14 protein-coding genes are annotated in these 16,262 nt (G+C 65.7%); 9 read left to right on the top strand and 5 right to left on the bottom strand.

The window, feature by feature from the left end; genetic code table 11:
• Window positions 1-8: 8 nt before the first annotated feature.
• Window positions 9-1,193, bottom strand: coding sequence for a dihydrolipoamide acetyltransferase family protein (locus BES08_RS18280; RefSeq protein ID WP_036525293.1), 1,185 nt, complete (start codon window positions 1,191-1,193; stop codon window positions 9-11).
• A 160-nt stretch (window positions 1,194-1,353) separates the two neighbouring features.
• Window positions 1,354-2,283 carry a 3,5-dioxohexanoate:acetyl-CoA acetone transferase gene (gene kce / locus BES08_RS18275; protein WP_069709345.1) on the bottom strand — a complete coding sequence of 310 codons (930 nt, stop codon included), beginning with the start codon at window positions 2,281-2,283 and terminating at the stop codon, window positions 1,354-1,356.
• Window positions 2,284-2,760: 477 nt separating this feature from the next.
• Between kce and BES08_RS18270 the strand changes: the two genes are divergently transcribed.
• Window positions 2,761-5,289 (top strand): TonB-dependent receptor, encoded by a 2,529-nt coding sequence (locus BES08_RS18270; protein ID WP_081799202.1) that lies wholly within the window; start codon window positions 2,761-2,763, stop codon window positions 5,287-5,289.
• Window positions 5,290-5,370: 81 nt separating this feature from the next.
• On the opposite strand, the gene BES08_RS18265 is transcribed toward BES08_RS18270, so the two are convergent.
• Window positions 5,371-6,126 (bottom strand): SDR family NAD(P)-dependent oxidoreductase, encoded by a 756-nt coding sequence (locus BES08_RS18265; protein WP_036529617.1) that lies wholly within the window; start codon window positions 6,124-6,126, stop codon window positions 5,371-5,373.
• A gap of 117 nt (window positions 6,127-6,243) precedes the next feature.
• On the opposite strand from BES08_RS18265, the gene BES08_RS18260 reads away from it, so the two are divergent.
• From BES08_RS18260 to BES08_RS18225, 8 genes are all read left to right on the top strand, one after another.
• A complete protein-coding gene (locus BES08_RS18260) occupies window positions 6,244-8,604 on the top strand; it encodes a membrane-bound PQQ-dependent dehydrogenase, glucose/quinate/shikimate family (RefSeq protein ID WP_231958270.1) in 2,361 nt (786 codons plus the stop codon).
• Entirely contained in the window at window positions 8,601-9,365 is a 765-nt protein-coding gene (locus BES08_RS18255) for an SDR family NAD(P)-dependent oxidoreductase (RefSeq protein ID WP_036529619.1), read from the top strand. The genes BES08_RS18260 and BES08_RS18255 overlap by 4 nt, the downstream gene beginning before the upstream one ends.
• Before the next feature lie 5 nt (window positions 9,366-9,370).
• Window positions 9,371-9,778: a nuclear transport factor 2 family protein gene (locus tag BES08_RS18250; RefSeq protein WP_036529620.1), complete on the top strand. Its 408-nt coding sequence runs from the start codon at window positions 9,371-9,373 to the stop codon at window positions 9,776-9,778.
• Window positions 9,779-9,792: 14 nt separating this feature from the next.
• The gene (locus tag BES08_RS18245; protein WP_036529623.1) at window positions 9,793-10,203 is read left to right on the top strand and encodes a nuclear transport factor 2 family protein; all 411 of its coding nucleotides are present in this window, start codon (window positions 9,793-9,795) and stop codon (window positions 10,201-10,203) included.
• A gap of 96 nt (window positions 10,204-10,299) precedes the next feature.
• Window positions 10,300-12,105, top strand: a complete 1,806-nt coding sequence (locus BES08_RS18240; protein ID WP_036529625.1) for an FAD-dependent monooxygenase — start codon at window positions 10,300-10,302, stop codon at window positions 12,103-12,105.
• Window positions 12,102-12,449 (top strand): hypothetical protein, encoded by a 348-nt coding sequence (locus BES08_RS18235; RefSeq protein WP_036529627.1) that lies wholly within the window; start codon window positions 12,102-12,104, stop codon window positions 12,447-12,449. The genes BES08_RS18240 and BES08_RS18235 overlap by 4 nt, the downstream gene beginning before the upstream one ends.
• 40 nt (window positions 12,450-12,489) lie before the next feature.
• Window positions 12,490-13,752: an aromatic ring-hydroxylating oxygenase subunit alpha gene (locus tag BES08_RS18230; protein WP_051587157.1), complete on the top strand. Its 1,263-nt coding sequence runs from the start codon at window positions 12,490-12,492 to the stop codon at window positions 13,750-13,752.
• Window positions 13,753-13,768: 16 nt separating this feature from the next.
• Window positions 13,769-14,191: a nuclear transport factor 2 family protein gene (locus tag BES08_RS18225; RefSeq protein WP_036529628.1), complete on the top strand. Its 423-nt coding sequence runs from the start codon at window positions 13,769-13,771 to the stop codon at window positions 14,189-14,191.
• 166 nt (window positions 14,192-14,357) lie between these two features.
• Here BES08_RS18225 and BES08_RS18220 read toward each other — a convergent pair whose 3' ends face one another.
• Together BES08_RS18220 and BES08_RS18215 are read right to left on the bottom strand one after the other, a co-directional pair.
• Window positions 14,358-15,305 carry a DUF7064 domain-containing protein gene (locus BES08_RS18220; protein ID WP_036529631.1) on the bottom strand — a complete coding sequence of 316 codons (948 nt, stop codon included), beginning with the start codon at window positions 15,303-15,305 and terminating at the stop codon, window positions 14,358-14,360.
• Window positions 15,305-16,231, bottom strand: coding sequence for a DUF7064 domain-containing protein (locus tag BES08_RS18215; RefSeq protein WP_036529633.1), 927 nt, complete (start codon window positions 16,229-16,231; stop codon window positions 15,305-15,307). Before BES08_RS18215 ends, BES08_RS18220 begins: the two co-directional genes overlap by 1 nt.
• Window positions 16,232-16,262 lie beyond the last annotated feature (31 nt).

Genomic DNA, 16,262 nt, shown 5'->3' with positions numbered 1-16,262 from the left:
GAATTGTCTCAGGCAATGAGTAGCATAGGCGCCTCGATCGCCTCACGGAACGCGGCCATGAATTGCGCGGCCAAGGCGCCGTCGATCGCGCGATGGTCGAAGCTGCCAGTCGCGGCCATGATCGTGGCCAGCGCGATATCGCCGTCGATTTTCCACGGCTGTTCCACCCCTGCACCGATACCCAGGATCATGGCTTGCGGCGGATTGATGACCGGCACCATCTCATCAATGCCGAACATCCCCAGATTCGAGATGGTCGCGGTCCCGCCCTCGTAGTCGCCGGGCGTCAGGCGGCCTTCCCTCGCCTTCGCAGCCAGCGACCGGCTCGCTTCGGAAGCAGCGCCAAGGGAAAGAGCGGCCACATCCCGAATGACCGGCGTGACGAGGCCGCCTTCGATGGCCACCGCCATGGCAATATCAACGCGTTCGAAGCGATGAATCCGGTCCCCGGCGAACTGCACATTGGCTTCTGGAACCTGCTCCAATGCCCAGCTTATCGCCTTGATACAAAAGTCATTTACCGAAACCCGGGCACCGCGATGCGAGACGGCACCGTTCAATTCCCGGCGCAGTTCGAGCAATCCATCAAGACGGCAACGGGCGGTGAGATAGAAGTGCGGGACGGTCTGCTTGCTCTCGGTCAGGCGCCGGGCGATGGTCCTGCGCATGGTGGACAGGCTCTCGCTGCGCATCGGTATTCCCTGAGGCGCGGGCAGCGGCCGATCTTCCGCCGGGATCAGGGCAACCGATGCCGCCGTCGCAAGTCCCAGATCCGCCGCCATTATCCTGCCGCGCGGCCCCGAGCCCGCGATCGTGTCCAGCCCGATGCCGCGTGCCGTGGCAAGGCGCCGGGCGAGCGATGTCGAACTGACATCCGGGGCTGAAACGGGCAATGTCTGAACCGGCTCGGCGTAGGTTTCGGCAGCAGCGAGAGGGACAGGATCGGTGTCCTCACCGGCACTCAACAGTGCCACAACGGCACCTACTGGTACATCAACGCTACCTGCAGGCACCACCAGACGCGCTATGCGGCCATCTTCGGCGGCTTCCATTTCCATGGTCGCCTTGTCGGTTTCGATCTCGGCGATCAGGTCGCCCGCCTTGACGGTATCGCCGGCGCCGACCAGCCAGCGGGCGAGCGTGCCCTTCTCCATCGTCGGGGACAGCGCCGGCATTTTGAGTTCAATGGCCATTTCAGTTTCTCCGGAAACAGTTGCGTCGCTGCATTGACGGTGGCGTCGGCATCGAAGCGCAACTGGCCCGATGCCCGCCAATCTTCCGCCCAGGGCCGCGCGCGTCTCGGTGATCGCAGCGGCCTTCATTGTCATCCCGATTGCTGCGAAAAGGAGCGCTTCAGAACCCCACCTTGTCCCCGCCCTTGAGGCTGAGGATTTCGCGGGCTTCGGCAGGCGTGGCGATCTCGCCGCCGAGGCCCTCGATGATCTGGCGCACTTTCGTCACCTGCTGCGCGTTGCTGGTCGCAAGCTGGCCCTTGCCGATCCACAGCGAGTCCTCCAGCCCCACGCGCACGTGGCCCCCCATGCTGGCAGCCATCGCCGCCACCGGCATCTGGTTCGCGCCTGCCGCCAGCACCGACCAGCGGTACTGATCGCCGAACAGGCGGTCGGCGGTGCGCTTCATGTGCATCACGTCCTCCGGGTGGGCGCCGATGCCGCCGAGCAGGCCGAAGCAGGTCTGGATGAACAGCGGACCTTCGACCAGGCCCTCCTTCCAGAAGTAGTGCAGGTTGTAGAGGTGCGCGGTATCGTAGCACTCGAACTCGTAGCGGGTGCCGGTCTTGTTCAGTGTTTCAAGGGCATAGCGGATATCCTTGAAGCTGTTGCGGAAGACGAGGTCGTGGCTGGCCTCCAGCATTTCGGGCTCCCAGGCGTGCTTCCATTCCCGATCCTTCTTCAGCATCGGGAACAGGCCGAAATTCATGCTGCCCATGTTGAGGCTGGCGACTTCCGGCTTCCATGTTTCCGCAGGCTTCACGCGATATTCTACCGGCATATAGGGCGAGGCGCCGGTGGTGATATTCACCACCACGTCGCTCGCCTGTTTGATGACCTTGAGGAACGGCGCGAAGTCTTCGGGTTCGTGCACCGGCTTGCCGGTCTGCGGATCGCGCGCGTGCAGGTGGACGATCGCCGCGCCGGCCTCTGCCGCCTCAAGCGCACTCTGCGCGATCTCGTCGGCCGTCACCGGCAGATGCGGCGACATCGACGGGGTGTGGATCGAGCCCGTCACGGCGCAGCTGATGATGGTCTTGGACTTCGGCATCTCGCCCTCCGTTTTTCGCTGCCGGTCTCTGCCGAGGCATGCGTTGTGAATGTCGATGTGATTTAAACTGTCCAAACGGTCAATATGATTCTTGCCGCGGAGCACGGCCGGACACAGAGATCGCAGGCAAAGTCGTCAAAATCGGCGAATCCAGCTCACGCCTTTACTCCCCATCACGAATTATCTGACCATATGACTAATAGCCAGCCCAGCAAAAACGGCACGGGAATGCCGGAAGGCAGGCACCAACCGCATCGGTCATGCTCACCATAACTCCGATATTTATCTATGAATTACAGTATATAAATCGATCATCACGCCCAACTTCAAAGCCTTTGGCAACCTGTAGATCAGCAGCAGATCACAAGTTCGAATAATGGCTTGACGCGCCAAATGCGCTCATTAGAATTCCAATTGGTCAGGTTAAGCAAATGCAACCGGCGAGCGCAAAGCGCCGCACCATGGGGAGGATAATCGATGAAAATGCATGCACGCGCTGTGCTTTTTGCAGGCGGATCGCTGCTGTCACTGGGCCTTTCGGCGACATATGCGAACGCGCAGACCGCAGAAACAGCGCCCCAAACCACATCGCCGCCCTCGTCCGCCAGCACGAACGAGATCGTCGTCACCGCCAACAAGCGCGAACAGAACCTCAGCGAAGTCGGCTCGTCCGTCAGCGCGGTCAGCGGCGAGGCGCTGAAGGTCCAGAACATCTCCAACATCGCGGACCTGGCGAAAGTGACGCCGGGCCTCACTTTCGCGCCGACGCCGAACGCCACGCCGGTCTACACGATCCGCGGCGTCGGCTTCTACGACAGTTCGCTGGCGTCCTACCCCGACGTCGCCGTCTACATGGACCAGTTCCCGCTGGCGCTGCCGGTGATGTCCGCACAGACCGGTTTCGACCTCCAGCGCGTCGAAGTGCTGAAGGGTCCGCAGGGCACCCTGTTCGGGAACAACGCCACCGGCGGCGCGATCAACTTCGTCGCCAACACGCCCACACCGACGCTGGAGGGCGGCGCCACCTTCAGCTACGGCCGCTTCAACACGATCGAAGCCAACGGCTTCATCAGCGGCCCGATCACCGATACCCTGGGCGGACGCATCGCGGTGAAGGCGGTCAACGGCGATCCCTGGCAGAAGAGCTATACCCGCGACGATCGCAACGGCCGCGCCGATACGATCGCCGGGCGCATGATCCTCGAATTCGAGCCGAGCAGCGACTTCAAGGCCTCGCTCAACCTCAACGGCTGGCGCGACCAGAGTGAGCCGCAGGCCCCGCAGCGCATCGCCTTCGTGCCGCAGAACGACGTGTCCGGCGCCCCCGCCATCGCGCCGTTCACGTATGCCGACGGCCCCGTGCCCTATCCGCAGGCGACCTACCCCAACGCACCGCACAATGCCCGCGCCGCCGACTGGTCCACCGACTATCGCCCGCGGCAGGACAACCGCATGCTGCAGGGCCTGTTCCGCATGGACTACGACTTCAGCGGCATCACCGTCACCTCGCTGACCGGCTATACCGACCTCAAGTTCGACAACACCACCGAAGGCGGCGGCACCGCGCTGCGCGACCTCGACTTGCGCAGCGACAGCGGCCACATCAAGAGCTTCACGCAGGAAGTGCGCATCGCCAACGATTCCCACAACGCGCTGCGCTGGGTGGTAGGCGCGAACTACGAGCGCACCAAGGTCAACGAAGTCACCTGGCTGACCTACACCGACACCAGCTCCACTTACGTCAACGGCATCGTCGGCAGCACGTATGAAACCCGCCAGAAGATGACGAACTACGCCGCCTTCGGAAACCTGGAGTTCGACGTCAACGACCAGATCACGCTCAAGGCCGGCATCCGCCAGACCCGTGCCAAGCGCGATGCCTATGCCTTCAACGGCGATCTGCCGCAGTTCCCGATCCTGCCGACCGACACCACTTTCGGCGGCACCCCGGGGGTCACGCTGACCGACTTCTTCAACGCGGTATACGGCTCGCTCGGCCCGCTCTACGGCGGCCCGGGCTACCAGATCCCGACGATCGCACCGGGCGGCTCGATCATCCTCGACACGCGCGGGCTGGTGCTGGGCGATCCTTCGGCGAACGATCCGGTCGATCCCGATACTTTCCTCACCGCCACCACCGTCAATACCCGAATCCGCGAGAACAGCACCTCGTGGATGGTCGGTGCGGACTTCAAGCCGGTGGACGGCCTGCTGCTCTACGCCAACGTGTCGAAGGGCTACAAGGCGGGCAGCTTCCCGCACTTGTCGGGCGCGATCTTCGATGCCTATGCGCCGGTGAAGCAGGAATCGATCATGGCCTACGAGGCGGGCTTCAAGGCCCAGCTGATGGACCGCCTGCTCACCATCAACGGCGCCGCGTTCTACTACGACTACAAGAACAAGCAGACCCGCGCGAAATTCGTCGATCCGATCTTCGGCGCGCTCGACAAGCTCCTGAACGTGCCCAAGTCCACCATCAAGGGCGCCGAACTGGAAGTCACCGCGCGCCCGATGCAGGGCCTGTCGCTCAGCGCCTCGGTGACGTACCTCGACGCCAAGGTGGACAAGTACCTCGGCGCCGTGGGCCAGACCGCGGTGAGCGGCGTGCTGGTACCGGTGAACGCCTCGTTCAAGGGCGTGGACCTGCCTTTCTCGCCCAAGTGGCAGTACTCGCTGCGCGCGGACTACACGTTCCCGGTCAGTTCGGCGCTGGACGGCTTCGTGGGCGCGGGCCTCAACGGGCAGAGCAGTTCGGTATCGGCGCTGGTCGTGCCGGGTTCGGCCACCTTCGGGGCGACTTCCGACCTCTACGACATCAAGTCCTATACGCTGGTCAACGCCAACCTCGGCATCCGTTCCTCGGACGGCAAGTGGACGGCGTCGGCCTGGGGCAAGAACATCTTCAACACCTATTACTGGAGCAACGCCACGCAGGCCTACGACACCTTCGTGCGCTACACCGGCCGTCCGGCGGAATACGGCATCACGGTCGGCATGAACTTCTGACGAAGCAACCTACCCTCCTGAAAAGGCCCGGAAACCGCGAGGTTTCCGGGCCACTTTTTTTGCCATCGTGACGGATGAAGATCAGATGCTGGTGTGCCCGCCATCGATCGCGAACGAGGCGCCGGTGGCAAACGAGGCTTCGTCCGACAGCAGCCAGCGCACCGCGCCCGCGATCTCGGAAGGCTGGCCGAAGCGGTTCATCGGATGGACAGCGGCCAGCGCCTTTTCCAGCCCGGCATCCACTTCCATCGCGCCCTTCAGCATCGGCGTGAGCGTACCGCCCGGCAGCACGGCATTGATGCGGATGCCCTTCGTCGCATAGTCGATCGCGCCGCCGCGCGTCAGGCCCATCGCCCCGGCCTTGCTGGCGCAATACTCGCTGCCGTTCGGGAAACCGACCATGGCGGACGTGGAGACGATGTTGACGATCGCCCCGCCCTTGTCGAGCATCGCGCGGATCTCGTGCTTGTTGCACAGGAACAGCCCGCGCAGGTTCACCGCATGGCAGCGGTCCCATTCGTCCAGTTCGACTTCGTGCAGCAGCTTGCCGCGCTGGGGGACTCCGGCGGCGTTGCAGGCGCCATCGAGGCGGCCGTAGGCGCCCACCGCCCCCTCGATCATCGCGATGACCGAGCTTTCATCCGCCACGTCCGCCGCGATGCCCTGCGCGGTGCCGCCCGCCTGCCCGATCGCTGCCGCGACGGCCTGCGTCTTCCCGCCATCGAGGTCCGCCACGGTGACCCGGCAGCCCGCCTCGCCCAGCGCGAGCGCCACCGCTTCGCCGATCCCGCTGCCACCGCCGGTGACGACGATCGACTTGTCCTGAAGACCTTTCATTCGTTCGTTCTCCCATCTTCGCATCCTTCCCCACTCGATGCGGGTGGGCGTGCAATGTTTTTATTGACCATAAGGTAAGTTTAGTCCAGCCTCCTCAAAACGAACGGGGAAACGAGGATGGCGCCGAAAACGGCGAGCCGGGGCATGATTGCGCTGGGCATGGCAGTGGCTATCGCAGGTCTGGCATTGCTGGCGGGTGGGCTATGGCTCGCCGCGCTGGGAGGCTCGATCTATTACCTGATGGCCGGGGCGGCTCTGCTTGGATCGGGTACGCTGATCGCCCTCGGGCGGGGCACCGGCGCTAAAGGCTATGCGCTGTTCCTCACGGTCACGATCGCATGGGCGGTGGCGGAAAGCGGGTTCGCGCCATGGCCGCTGATGGCGTGGCTGCTGGCCCCGGCGCTGCTCGGACTGCTTTTCGTCATTCCCGGTGCGCGCGCCTCGCTCGGCCAGGGCGCCAGCCTCGCGGCGGGTGTCGGGGCGCTGGCGCTGCTGCTGGTCGTCGGCGCGCACCTCGCCCGCGACAGCCACGACATTCGCACGGCCGAAGCGATCGCCGCCTCGGCGCCGATCCCCGCAGACGCAGCGGGGGACGAATGGACATCGTGGGGCGGGGACAAGGGCGGAAGCCGCTTTTCCCGGCTGGCGCAGATCACGCCCGCCAATGTCGGCAAGCTCGAAGCCGCGTGGACCTTCCATACCCGCATTCCGTCCGACCCCGCCACCGGCTACCTCTCCGCCACGCCGCTGATGGTCGGCGGGCGGATGTTCCTGTGCGGGCAGGACAATTCGGTCTTCGCGCTCGATCCCGACAGCGGCCGCGAACTCTGGCGCTTCGATCCCCGCGTATCCGCCAAGGGCTCCTCGGCCGTGCGGACCTGTCGCGGCGTGGCCTTCGCGCGGACCGAAGGCGCCGGCCGCTGCGCCGCGCGGATCGTCACCGCCACCTTCGACGGCCGCCTGATCGCGCTCGATGCCACCGACGGCAAGCGCTGCGAGGGCTTCGGCACGAACGGCGCGGTCAACCTGTTCGACGGCATGGGAATGGTGCAGCCCGGCTTCTACTATTCCAGCGCCCCGCCCGCCATCGCCCGCGACCGCATCGTCGTCGCCGGATGGGTGGCGGACAACCAGAGCAATGACGAACCCTCCGGCGTCATCCGCACTTACGATGTACACACCGGCGCGCTTGTCTGGGCCTGGGACGCGGGCAATCCGCTGAACGTCCACGGGCCCCGACCGGGCGAGCACTACTCGCGCTCTACGCCCAACACCTGGGCGCCGATGAGCGTGGACGATACCCTCGGCCTGATCTACGCCCCGACCGGCAATCCCACGCCCGACCATTACGGCGCGCTGCGAAGCGCCGCGAGCGAGAAGTACGGCTCCTCGGTCGTCGCGCTGGACATCGCCACCGGGGCCGTGCGCTGGTCGTTCCAGACCGCGCATCACGACTTGTGGGACTATGACGTTCCCGCGCAGCCCAGCCTCTTCGCAGCTGGCAACACCCCCGCCATCGCGATCCCCACCAAGCGCGGCGAGACGTTCGTGCTCGACCGGCGCACCGGCAAACCGCTGCTGCCGGTCACGGAACGTGCCGTCCCCAGCCGGGGGGCGGTGGAGAAAGTCGCCGCGACGCAGCCCTTCTCCGCCTTTCACTCCATGGCCGGCCCGGACCTTGCCGAGCGCGACATGTGGGGCCTCACCCCGTTCGACCAGCTCTGGTGCCGCGTGCGCTACCGGCAACTGCGCTACGACGGCAAGGCCACCCCGCCCGGCACCGACGAGGCGCTGATCTATCCCAGCATCGGCGGCGGCATGAACTTCGGCGGCGTGGCGATCGATCCCGTCCGGCGCATCGCCGTGGCTAACGCGCTCTATTACGGCACGATCATCCAACTGGTGCCGCGCGCCGAGACCGACCGCCTGATCGCAGGCGCGGCCGCAGGAAGCCATGCCGTCACCAACTTCGGCCTGCCATTGCCGCAGGCGGGCACCCCGTTCGGTGTTCGCCTCAAGCCCCTCGCGTCGCCGCTGGGCGTGCCGTGCAATGCCCCGCCGTTCGGCCGGATCGCCGCGATCCATCTCGACACCGGCAAGGTCGCATGGGAGCGCCCGTTCGGCACCGCGCGCGATGCCGGGCCGCTGGGTCTGGCGCTCGGCCTGCCGATCCCGATGGGCGCGCCCAACTTCGGCGGATCGCTGACCACCGCGAGCGGCCTCACCTTCATCGGCGCCGCGCGCGAGCAGACCCTGCGCGCCTTCGACACCGCGACGGGTAAGGAACTGTGGTCCGCCCGCCTGCCCGCCAGCGCGCAGACGATGCCGATGACCTACCGCAGCCCGCGCACCGGCTGCCAGTACGTCGCCACCGCCGCGGGCGGTCACAACATGCTGCAATCACCGCTTTCCGACAGCGTCGTGGCCTTCCGGCTGCCGGGCTGCTCCGCAAGCAAATCCAAGGGAGATGGGAAATGAATCGACTTCAGGACAAGGTCGCCGTGGTATCGGGCGGCGCATCGGGCATCGGCGCGGCGGTCGTGCGGCTGTTCGTCGAGGAAGGCGCCCGGGTGCTCGCCTGCGACATCCAGCCCCCGCTCGACGCCGCCTTGCGCACCCTGCTGGACGAGGCGCCCGAGAAGGTCCGCTTCACCACTTGCGACGCCTCGAAGGAGAGCGACGTCGCCGCCGCCGTGGCCTTGGCAACCGAAACCTGGGGCCGCCTCGACGCTGCCGTCGCCTGCGCGGGGGTTCCCGGACAAGGCAGCGACATCGACCTTGCGGTGGACGAATGGGACCGCATCATGGCGATCAACGCGCGCGGCGTATTTTTGCTGACCAAGCATTCCCTGCCGCCGATGATCGCGGGCGGCGGCGGTTCGATCACCAACATTTCCTCGGCCTACGGCGTCGTTGGCGCACCCGGTTTCGCGGCCTACTGCGCCTCCAAGGGGGCTGTGCGCACCTTCACCAAGTCCACCGCCGTCGAGCATGCGCACCAGCGCATCCGCGCCAACTCGATCCATCCCGGCGTGATCGAGACGCCGATGCTGCAGGGCATCTTCGACCGCAGCGACGATCCCGAAGCAACGCGCGCCGCCTTCTCCGCGCAGCAGCCCAACGGCTTCAACGGCGCGCCCGAGGACATCGCCTGGGGCTGCGTCTACCTTGCTTCGGACGAGGCGCGCTTCGTCAACGGGGTCGAGCTGCCGATCGATGGCGGCCTCTTGGCGGGATAGGAAGAATGGCTGAAAACGCACGCATAGCCGCCGATCTCATGGCGACGTTCGGCGCCGACATGGAGCCATGGTGGGCCATCGCCGACGAGGATCTCGTCCTCGAATTCCCCTTCGCCGGCTCGATCGGCATGCCGCAGCGGGTCACCGGCAAGGAAGCCTCCCGCACTTATCTGGAGAAGGTCGTCTCGGGGCTGGAGGGCCTGCGCTTCACCGGAATCACCGCAAGGGAGACCGGAAATCCGGGCGAAGTAGTGGTCGAATACGTCGGCACCTGCCCGGCACCCAATGGCACCTACGACCAGCAATACATAACCATAATGCGCTTCAAGGAGGGCAGACTGATCCTCTTCCGCGAATACTGGGACACCACCGAGGTCACCCGCGCCTTCGGCGACCTCGCCGCCGCATTCTGACAGGAGTTCTACCCATGACGACCAACAAGGACCGCGCCCTCGAAGCCTGCCGCCTCCTCTCCGAACGCGACCTCGACACGATGTTCGCCGCCTTCGCCGAGGACGGCACATGGACGATGCCCTACCTGCCCGATCGCTTCGCCTTCGCCGGCGAGCGCGACAAGACGGCGATGCGCGAACTGCTTGACGGGTTCCTCGGCGGGTTCGAGCATTTCGAATTCCATGTCGAGCAGGCGGTGGCGGACGGCGATACCGTGGCGATCCTCGGCAAGTCCTATGGCATCGGCCCGCGCTCGGCGATCTACCGCAACACCTACCACTTGTTCTTCACCTACCGCGACGGGGTGCTGCTGAAGGTGCGCGAACTGTTCGATCCTTATCAGGTGGAGGCTTACGTGGCGCAAGTCGAGGCGCAGGCCGCCTGAACTTAATATTGACTATTTGGTCAGTTGTAGCATTCTACGAAAAATGCGGCGGAGCGCCCCCGGCGCTTGAGCCAGGCAATGGAGAGGTCACGCGAAATGAAGCGAATCGAAGTCCCGGTCCTGATCGTCGGCGGCGCGGGCTGCGGGCTGGCCAGCGCGAACTTCCTCGGGCGGCTGGGCATCGAGTGCCTGGTGATAGAGCGCTATCCGGCCACCTCGCCCGCGCCAAAGGCGCATTACCTGAACCAGCGCACGATGGAGATCATGCGTGAAGAGGGGCTGGCCGATCACATCTACCGCAGCAGCACCCCGGCCGAGAACATGGCGCGCGTGGGCTGGTACACCAGCCTCGGCGGCGACGGCCCGCTCGACCGCAAGCGCATCGGCATCATCGACGCTTTCGGCGGCCACTCGCTGAAGGACGCCTACGGCGCCGACAGCCCGGTGCGCGCCGCCAACTTCGCGCAGATGTACATCGAACCGCTGCTGCTGGAGCACCTCGCCACTTACCCCACCTCGCGCATCACCTTCCATCAGGAACTCAAGAGCTTCACGCAGGACGATGACGGCGTCACCGCGCAAGTAGAGGATCGCAATTCCGGCGAAGTCTACGAAGTGCGCGCGCAGTACATGATCGCGGCGGACGGCGGGCGTCTGGTAGGACCATCGCTCGGCATCGCGATGGACGGCATCGACCGGCTGATCGACATGGTGACGGTGTGGTTCGCCGCCGACCTCTCCGAGTACATCGAGGACGAGTCGGTGATGATCCGCTGGTTCACCAACCCCGAAAAGGGCGGATCATGGGGCAGCGGCGTGATGGTGGCGCTCGGCCCCGATACGTTCGGCGCGAAAAGCAAGGAATGGCTGATGCACTTCGCCTTCCAGCCCGGAGAGGCGGGCAAGCTCGACGCCGAAACCGCGATCCCGCAGATCCGAGAACTGCTGCGCCTGCCCGATCTCGATCCCAGGATCATCCGCATGAACGACTGGCAGGTGCAGGGCGTACTGGCGCGCGAATACCGCAAGGGCCGCGTGTTCCTGGCCGGAGATGCCGCGCATCGCCATCCGCCGACTACCGGCCTTGGCCTCAACAGTGCGATCCAGGACGCGCACAATCTGGCGTGGAAGCTCGCCGCCGTGATCCGGGGCGACGCGGGCGACGCGCTGCTGGACAGCTACGAGGCGGAGCGCCGCCCGGTGGCCGCCAACAACGTGGCCTGGGCGATGATGACCTTCCAGAACCACCTGACCATCGATTCCGCGATCGGACTGATGCCGGGCGTGCCGGTGGAGTTCAACATCGGCGCCTATCACAAGCTGTTCTCCGATACGCCCGAAGGCGCGGCGCGGCGGCAGATGGTGGCCGAAGTTATCGGCACCCAGCGCGCCGAATTCCAGGCCCACGACATCGAGATCGGCTTCCGCTACGACACCGGCGCCATCGTCCCCGACGGCACCGAGCCACCGCCGCGCGGGTTGCTGGGCGATACGCATGTACCCACCATGCGCCCCGGCCACCGCATGGCCCACGTCTGGCTTAACGCGAAGAACACCGGGGAAGACAAGCGCGTCTCCACCCTCGACCTGACCCGGCTCGACCGCTTCACGGTGTTCGTGGACGGGCCTGCCGGTGACTGGACCGCCGCCGTCGATGCCGCCCGCGCGGCCAGCGGGCTGACGATCGATCTCGTCGCTGTCGGCAAGGACGAAGACTTCACGCCGGTCGACGATCGCTGGGCCAATATCTCCGGCCTGCAACGCGGCGGGGCGATCATCGTGCGGCCCGACCAGCACGTCGCCTGGCGCGGGGCCGTGCCGGTTGCCGATGCCGGGGCCACGCTGCGCGAGGTGATCTCCACCGTGCTCGGCCGGCGCGTCGATCAGCCGGTGGCGGCATGACCGCAGACCGCTCGCTGCCGCCGGGGTTCGAGGCGCTCGAACCCCACGTCGGCTACTGGGCGGCGGCCAGCGCGCAGCAGCGGCGCGCCGCGCGCGAGGCCGCCTCGATGGAGGAGATCGAGGCGTTCTACACCGCCATGCTGGCGCTCGCGCCCGAGGCGATCCGCTCGCTGGAAGGGCGCGACATGCGCGATCTCGAAGGCGCGCCGCTGCGGCTGATGCAGCTTCTGCTGGCGCTGGCGCACGTGTCGATGGCGACGGAGCTGCACCGCCAGCCGCGCGCGCCCTTCACGCCCTATCCGCACGAGGTCCGTCTGGTGGAGGGGCCGCGCATTCTCGGGTGAGACAACAGGAAAAAGCCGAAAACGGCGAAGGAGAGGAACCATGAACGATCAGGTCGCCGATTTCCGCGCGGACCGCACCAACCTGACCGCGCTGGCCGGGCTGGACACCGCGCCGGTCAGCCTCGAACCCTACCGCTCGCAGGACTGGTTCGATGCCGAAGTGCGGCAGGTGTTCAAGCGCGCATGGCTGTGCCTCGGCCGCGAGGAGCGGATCGCCGCGCCCGGCGACTACTTCGTCCAGACGCTCGAATTCGCACGCGCCGAAGTGCTCGCCACCCGCACGAAGGACGGGCGCGTCCGCGCCTTCCACAATGTCTGCTCGCACCGCTCCAACAAGGTCGTGCTGGAGCGCGAGGGCAATGCCTCGCGCTTCATGTGCCGCTACCACAACTGGACCTACCGCAACGACGGCGAGCTTGTCGGCGTGCCGGACCAGAAGAACTTCTTCGATTTCGATCGCAAGTCCTGTGGCCTCACCCCCGTGGCCTGCGACATCTGGGAAGGGTGGATCTTCATCAACCTCCAGCGCGAGCCGGAAGTGCCGCTGGCCGAATTCCTCGGCGCATTCGGGGAAATCTACCGGGGCATCCCCTACCCCAATGCCGACCGCTCGATCCTGTTCGAGTCCCGGCTGAAGGCGAACTGGAAGGTCATCGCCGACGCCTTCGCCGAGACCTACCACATCCCGGCGATCCATCCCGAGACGATCGGCGCCACGTTCGCCAGTAACGAGAACCCTTTCGCCCGGCCGATCAGCGCGCAGACCTGGGGGCCGCACCGCTCGGTATCGACTTACGGCAACCCCGAATACGCGCCGCCGCCCGGATCGCAGGTGGAGCGCCTGTTCTACAGCAACATCGCTACCGGCAACGTGCTTTCGGCCGCCAGCCTCGACGATACCGAAGTGTTCCGGCGGCATCCGGCGATCAACCCGACCAAGTCGGCGAGCTGGGCGGTGGACGTGACCTGGCTGTTTCCGAATTTCCAGATCGACGTCTCCCCCGGCGGGTTCTGGACGCATCACTTCTGGCCGGTCAGCCAGGACGAGACGCGCTGGGAGGCCCGCTTCTACATCCCCGATGCGCCCGACGTGTGGAGCCGCCTGCAGCAGGAGCACTACATCGCGCGGCTGGGCGAGATCCTGCTCGAAGACGTCGGCAATACCGAGCGCACGCAGGAAGGCATCGCTTCGGGCGCGAAGGATACGATGCCGCTGCAGGACGGCGAAGTGATGATCCGCCACTCGCTGCACAACCTGCACAAATGGATCGCGGCCGGGACCGTGGCCGAAGCACTCGCCTGAACAGGAGACGATACCGATGAGCGAATTCGACAAGGCCCTGAGCGACCGCAACGTCGCCAATGCGCAGAAGCTGATGGCGCTGTTCGGGCATGACATGGATGCCTTCTGGGCGATGGTCTCGCCCAACCTGCATATGGAGCTGCCCTTCGCCGGGACGGTGCGCCTGCCCACCGAGCTGCATGGCGAGGATGCGCTGGGCATGTTCCGCACGGCGGCCGAAGTCTTCGACGTGAAGTTCAATTCGGTGGAAGTGACCCCGCTCGCCGATCCGAACCGCGTGCTGGTGGAGTATCGCGGCTACGGCGAGCCGGGCGGCACGGTCTACGACCAGCGCTATGTCGGCGTGCACGAATACCGCGACGATACGCTGGTGTTCTACCGCGAATACTTCGACACGGGCGTGGTGATGAACGCGCTGGGCGCCTACCTTCCGGCCTGATCCGACATTGTGCGCGCAGCGCTCGCCTGTCCTCAACCCCGCTCAGGCTGAGCTTGTCGAAGCCCCGGCGGCGTGGCGCGCGGGCTTCGACAAGCTCAGCCTGAGCGGGTGGGGTTAGAACCGGTCAGGCAGGACAAGGGCCAGCGCCCCCATCCCGCAAGAAAGATCAGTACACGCCCGCCGCACGCACATGTTCGAGGTAGGAGATCGGCCAGCCCATCTCCATCCAGCCGCCGCCGGGATTGCCGTCGATGGTCAGCCGCGCCGCGCCTTCGTTCAGCACGAAGTTCGGCGCGGCCGGGAGCGGGAAGACCCCGAAGACATCCCCCTCCACCCGCGTGGCGCGGCCCAGTTCGTCGACGATGTCGCACTGGAACGCGGTCTGGTCGAGGCGGCTGTCGCCCTGCCAGTCGACGTCGAGAGTGGCGATCTCCGCCATGACCGCGTCCTTGTAGACGTAGCCGCGCACCTGACGGCGACCGAGGGCGTAGAACTCCCAGAAGTGCACCGAAAAGGCGTCGCCCGACTGGCCCTGAAACCAGCGGTAATAATGCAGCGCATCCCAGTCGCGCCGCCCCCAGCTGTGGTCGCGGTGGCCACTGCCGGTAAAGTCGATGGTCCGTGTCCCGATGCGCAACGTGCCGGAGACGCGGCCGCTCTGCTCGATGCGGTCGTCGGCGGCGTAGGAGGGGCAGCCGTCCTTGTGCGTTGAGTAGGCATAAGGCGGATGGAACGCCTCGTACGTGAAGGCGATCTCCGCCTCCTCGCTGCGCCACGATATTTCCGCGCGGTTGAAGCTGAGGTCCTGGCGCATGGTGAAGTCGTCGATCCGCCAGTCGTCGAAGCCCATGGTATCGGGCACCTTGCGGTCGGGCAGGCGCACCGCGATCGGCGCACGGCCGAGGCCCCTGCCCCAGATGCCCATGGCCGCGCCCGCCATGCCGTCCTTGTCCACCCAGGTATAAGTGAACAAGGCGATCTCGTGCTCGGGCAGGACGACACAATAGGGGATGGATTCGCGCATCAACGGCAAGTCAGGCAGCGCGTGCCGACCATCATGCACGGGGTCGATGGCCATTGCCGGCCGGGCGAGTGCTGCGGGATCGAATGCCATCAGTCTTCTCCGTTACCCGCCCAGGGGAAGCGGAAACCGCATTCGCCAAGGCCATACCCCTTGGTGCCGTCGGCAAGGGTATATTCCATCATGTGCTCGGTCAGCGCGAAAGTATCGAGCGGGAAGGTCCAGCAGTAGAGCCGCCGCGCGGTGAAGGCGTGAACATCTCCGTCCGCATCGGTGACGCGCCAATCCATGCCCTTCAGCGTCATGCCGTCGGCTTCGTAGATGTTGCGATCCTCGATCGCGGTCACGCCGATCCACTTGCCGCCCTTGCCCACCATCTTGATGTAGGCGTCGTCGCCGTTGGTGGAGATGCCGTGTGTCGAGACGATCGACAGACCGTTATCGAAGATCGGCCAGGCAAGGCGGTAATGGCGCAGGAAGTCCCAGTTGCGCGGGCCCACGGCGATATCGCGGAAGCCCTTGCCGTCGATCGCGATCGTCTCGCCGTCTGCCAGCGTGATCGTGCCGGTGACGCGGCAGGTGCCCTCCATGTGGATATGGGCGATCTCCTTGGCGAAAGCGTCCTCCGCCCCGGCATCGCTGAGGTGGATCGCATCCTGCATCGGCAGGATCGCGTCCCAGGTCAGATCGACCTTGAAGTCCCGTTCATCGAAAGTGATGTGCGCCTTCGACAGCGGCTCGATCGAGCGCAGCCGCATCCCGGCGACTTCCAGCCCGTCTCCCAGCCCCAGCCGGGTGGCGGCGTAGGGCAAGTTCATGTTGGTGCGGTTGAACAGCGGCTTGCCGTCCCGGAAGAACACGAACCAGCTGTTCGTCTCGCCCAGATTCTCGAGGATGCCGACGCGGATGAAGCAGCCGATGCGCTGCGCCGGATCGTAGAAGTTGAAGTAGACGCTCTGGTTCCAGCGCGGGTGATCGTTGGCCTGCCAGTAGTCCTCGGGACTCTTCTCGACGGTCAATTGTCCTCTCCTCTTGTCGTTGTACCCGGTT

Origin of the sequence: Novosphingobium resinovorum (genome assembly GCF_001742225.1) — a bacterium.
In the GTDB taxonomy this organism is placed as follows: domain Bacteria; phylum Pseudomonadota; class Alphaproteobacteria; order Sphingomonadales; family Sphingomonadaceae; genus Novosphingobium; species Novosphingobium resinovorum_A.
Note: the sequence above shows the minus strand (reverse complement) of the source record. Positions and strands in the feature narration are given on the sequence as shown.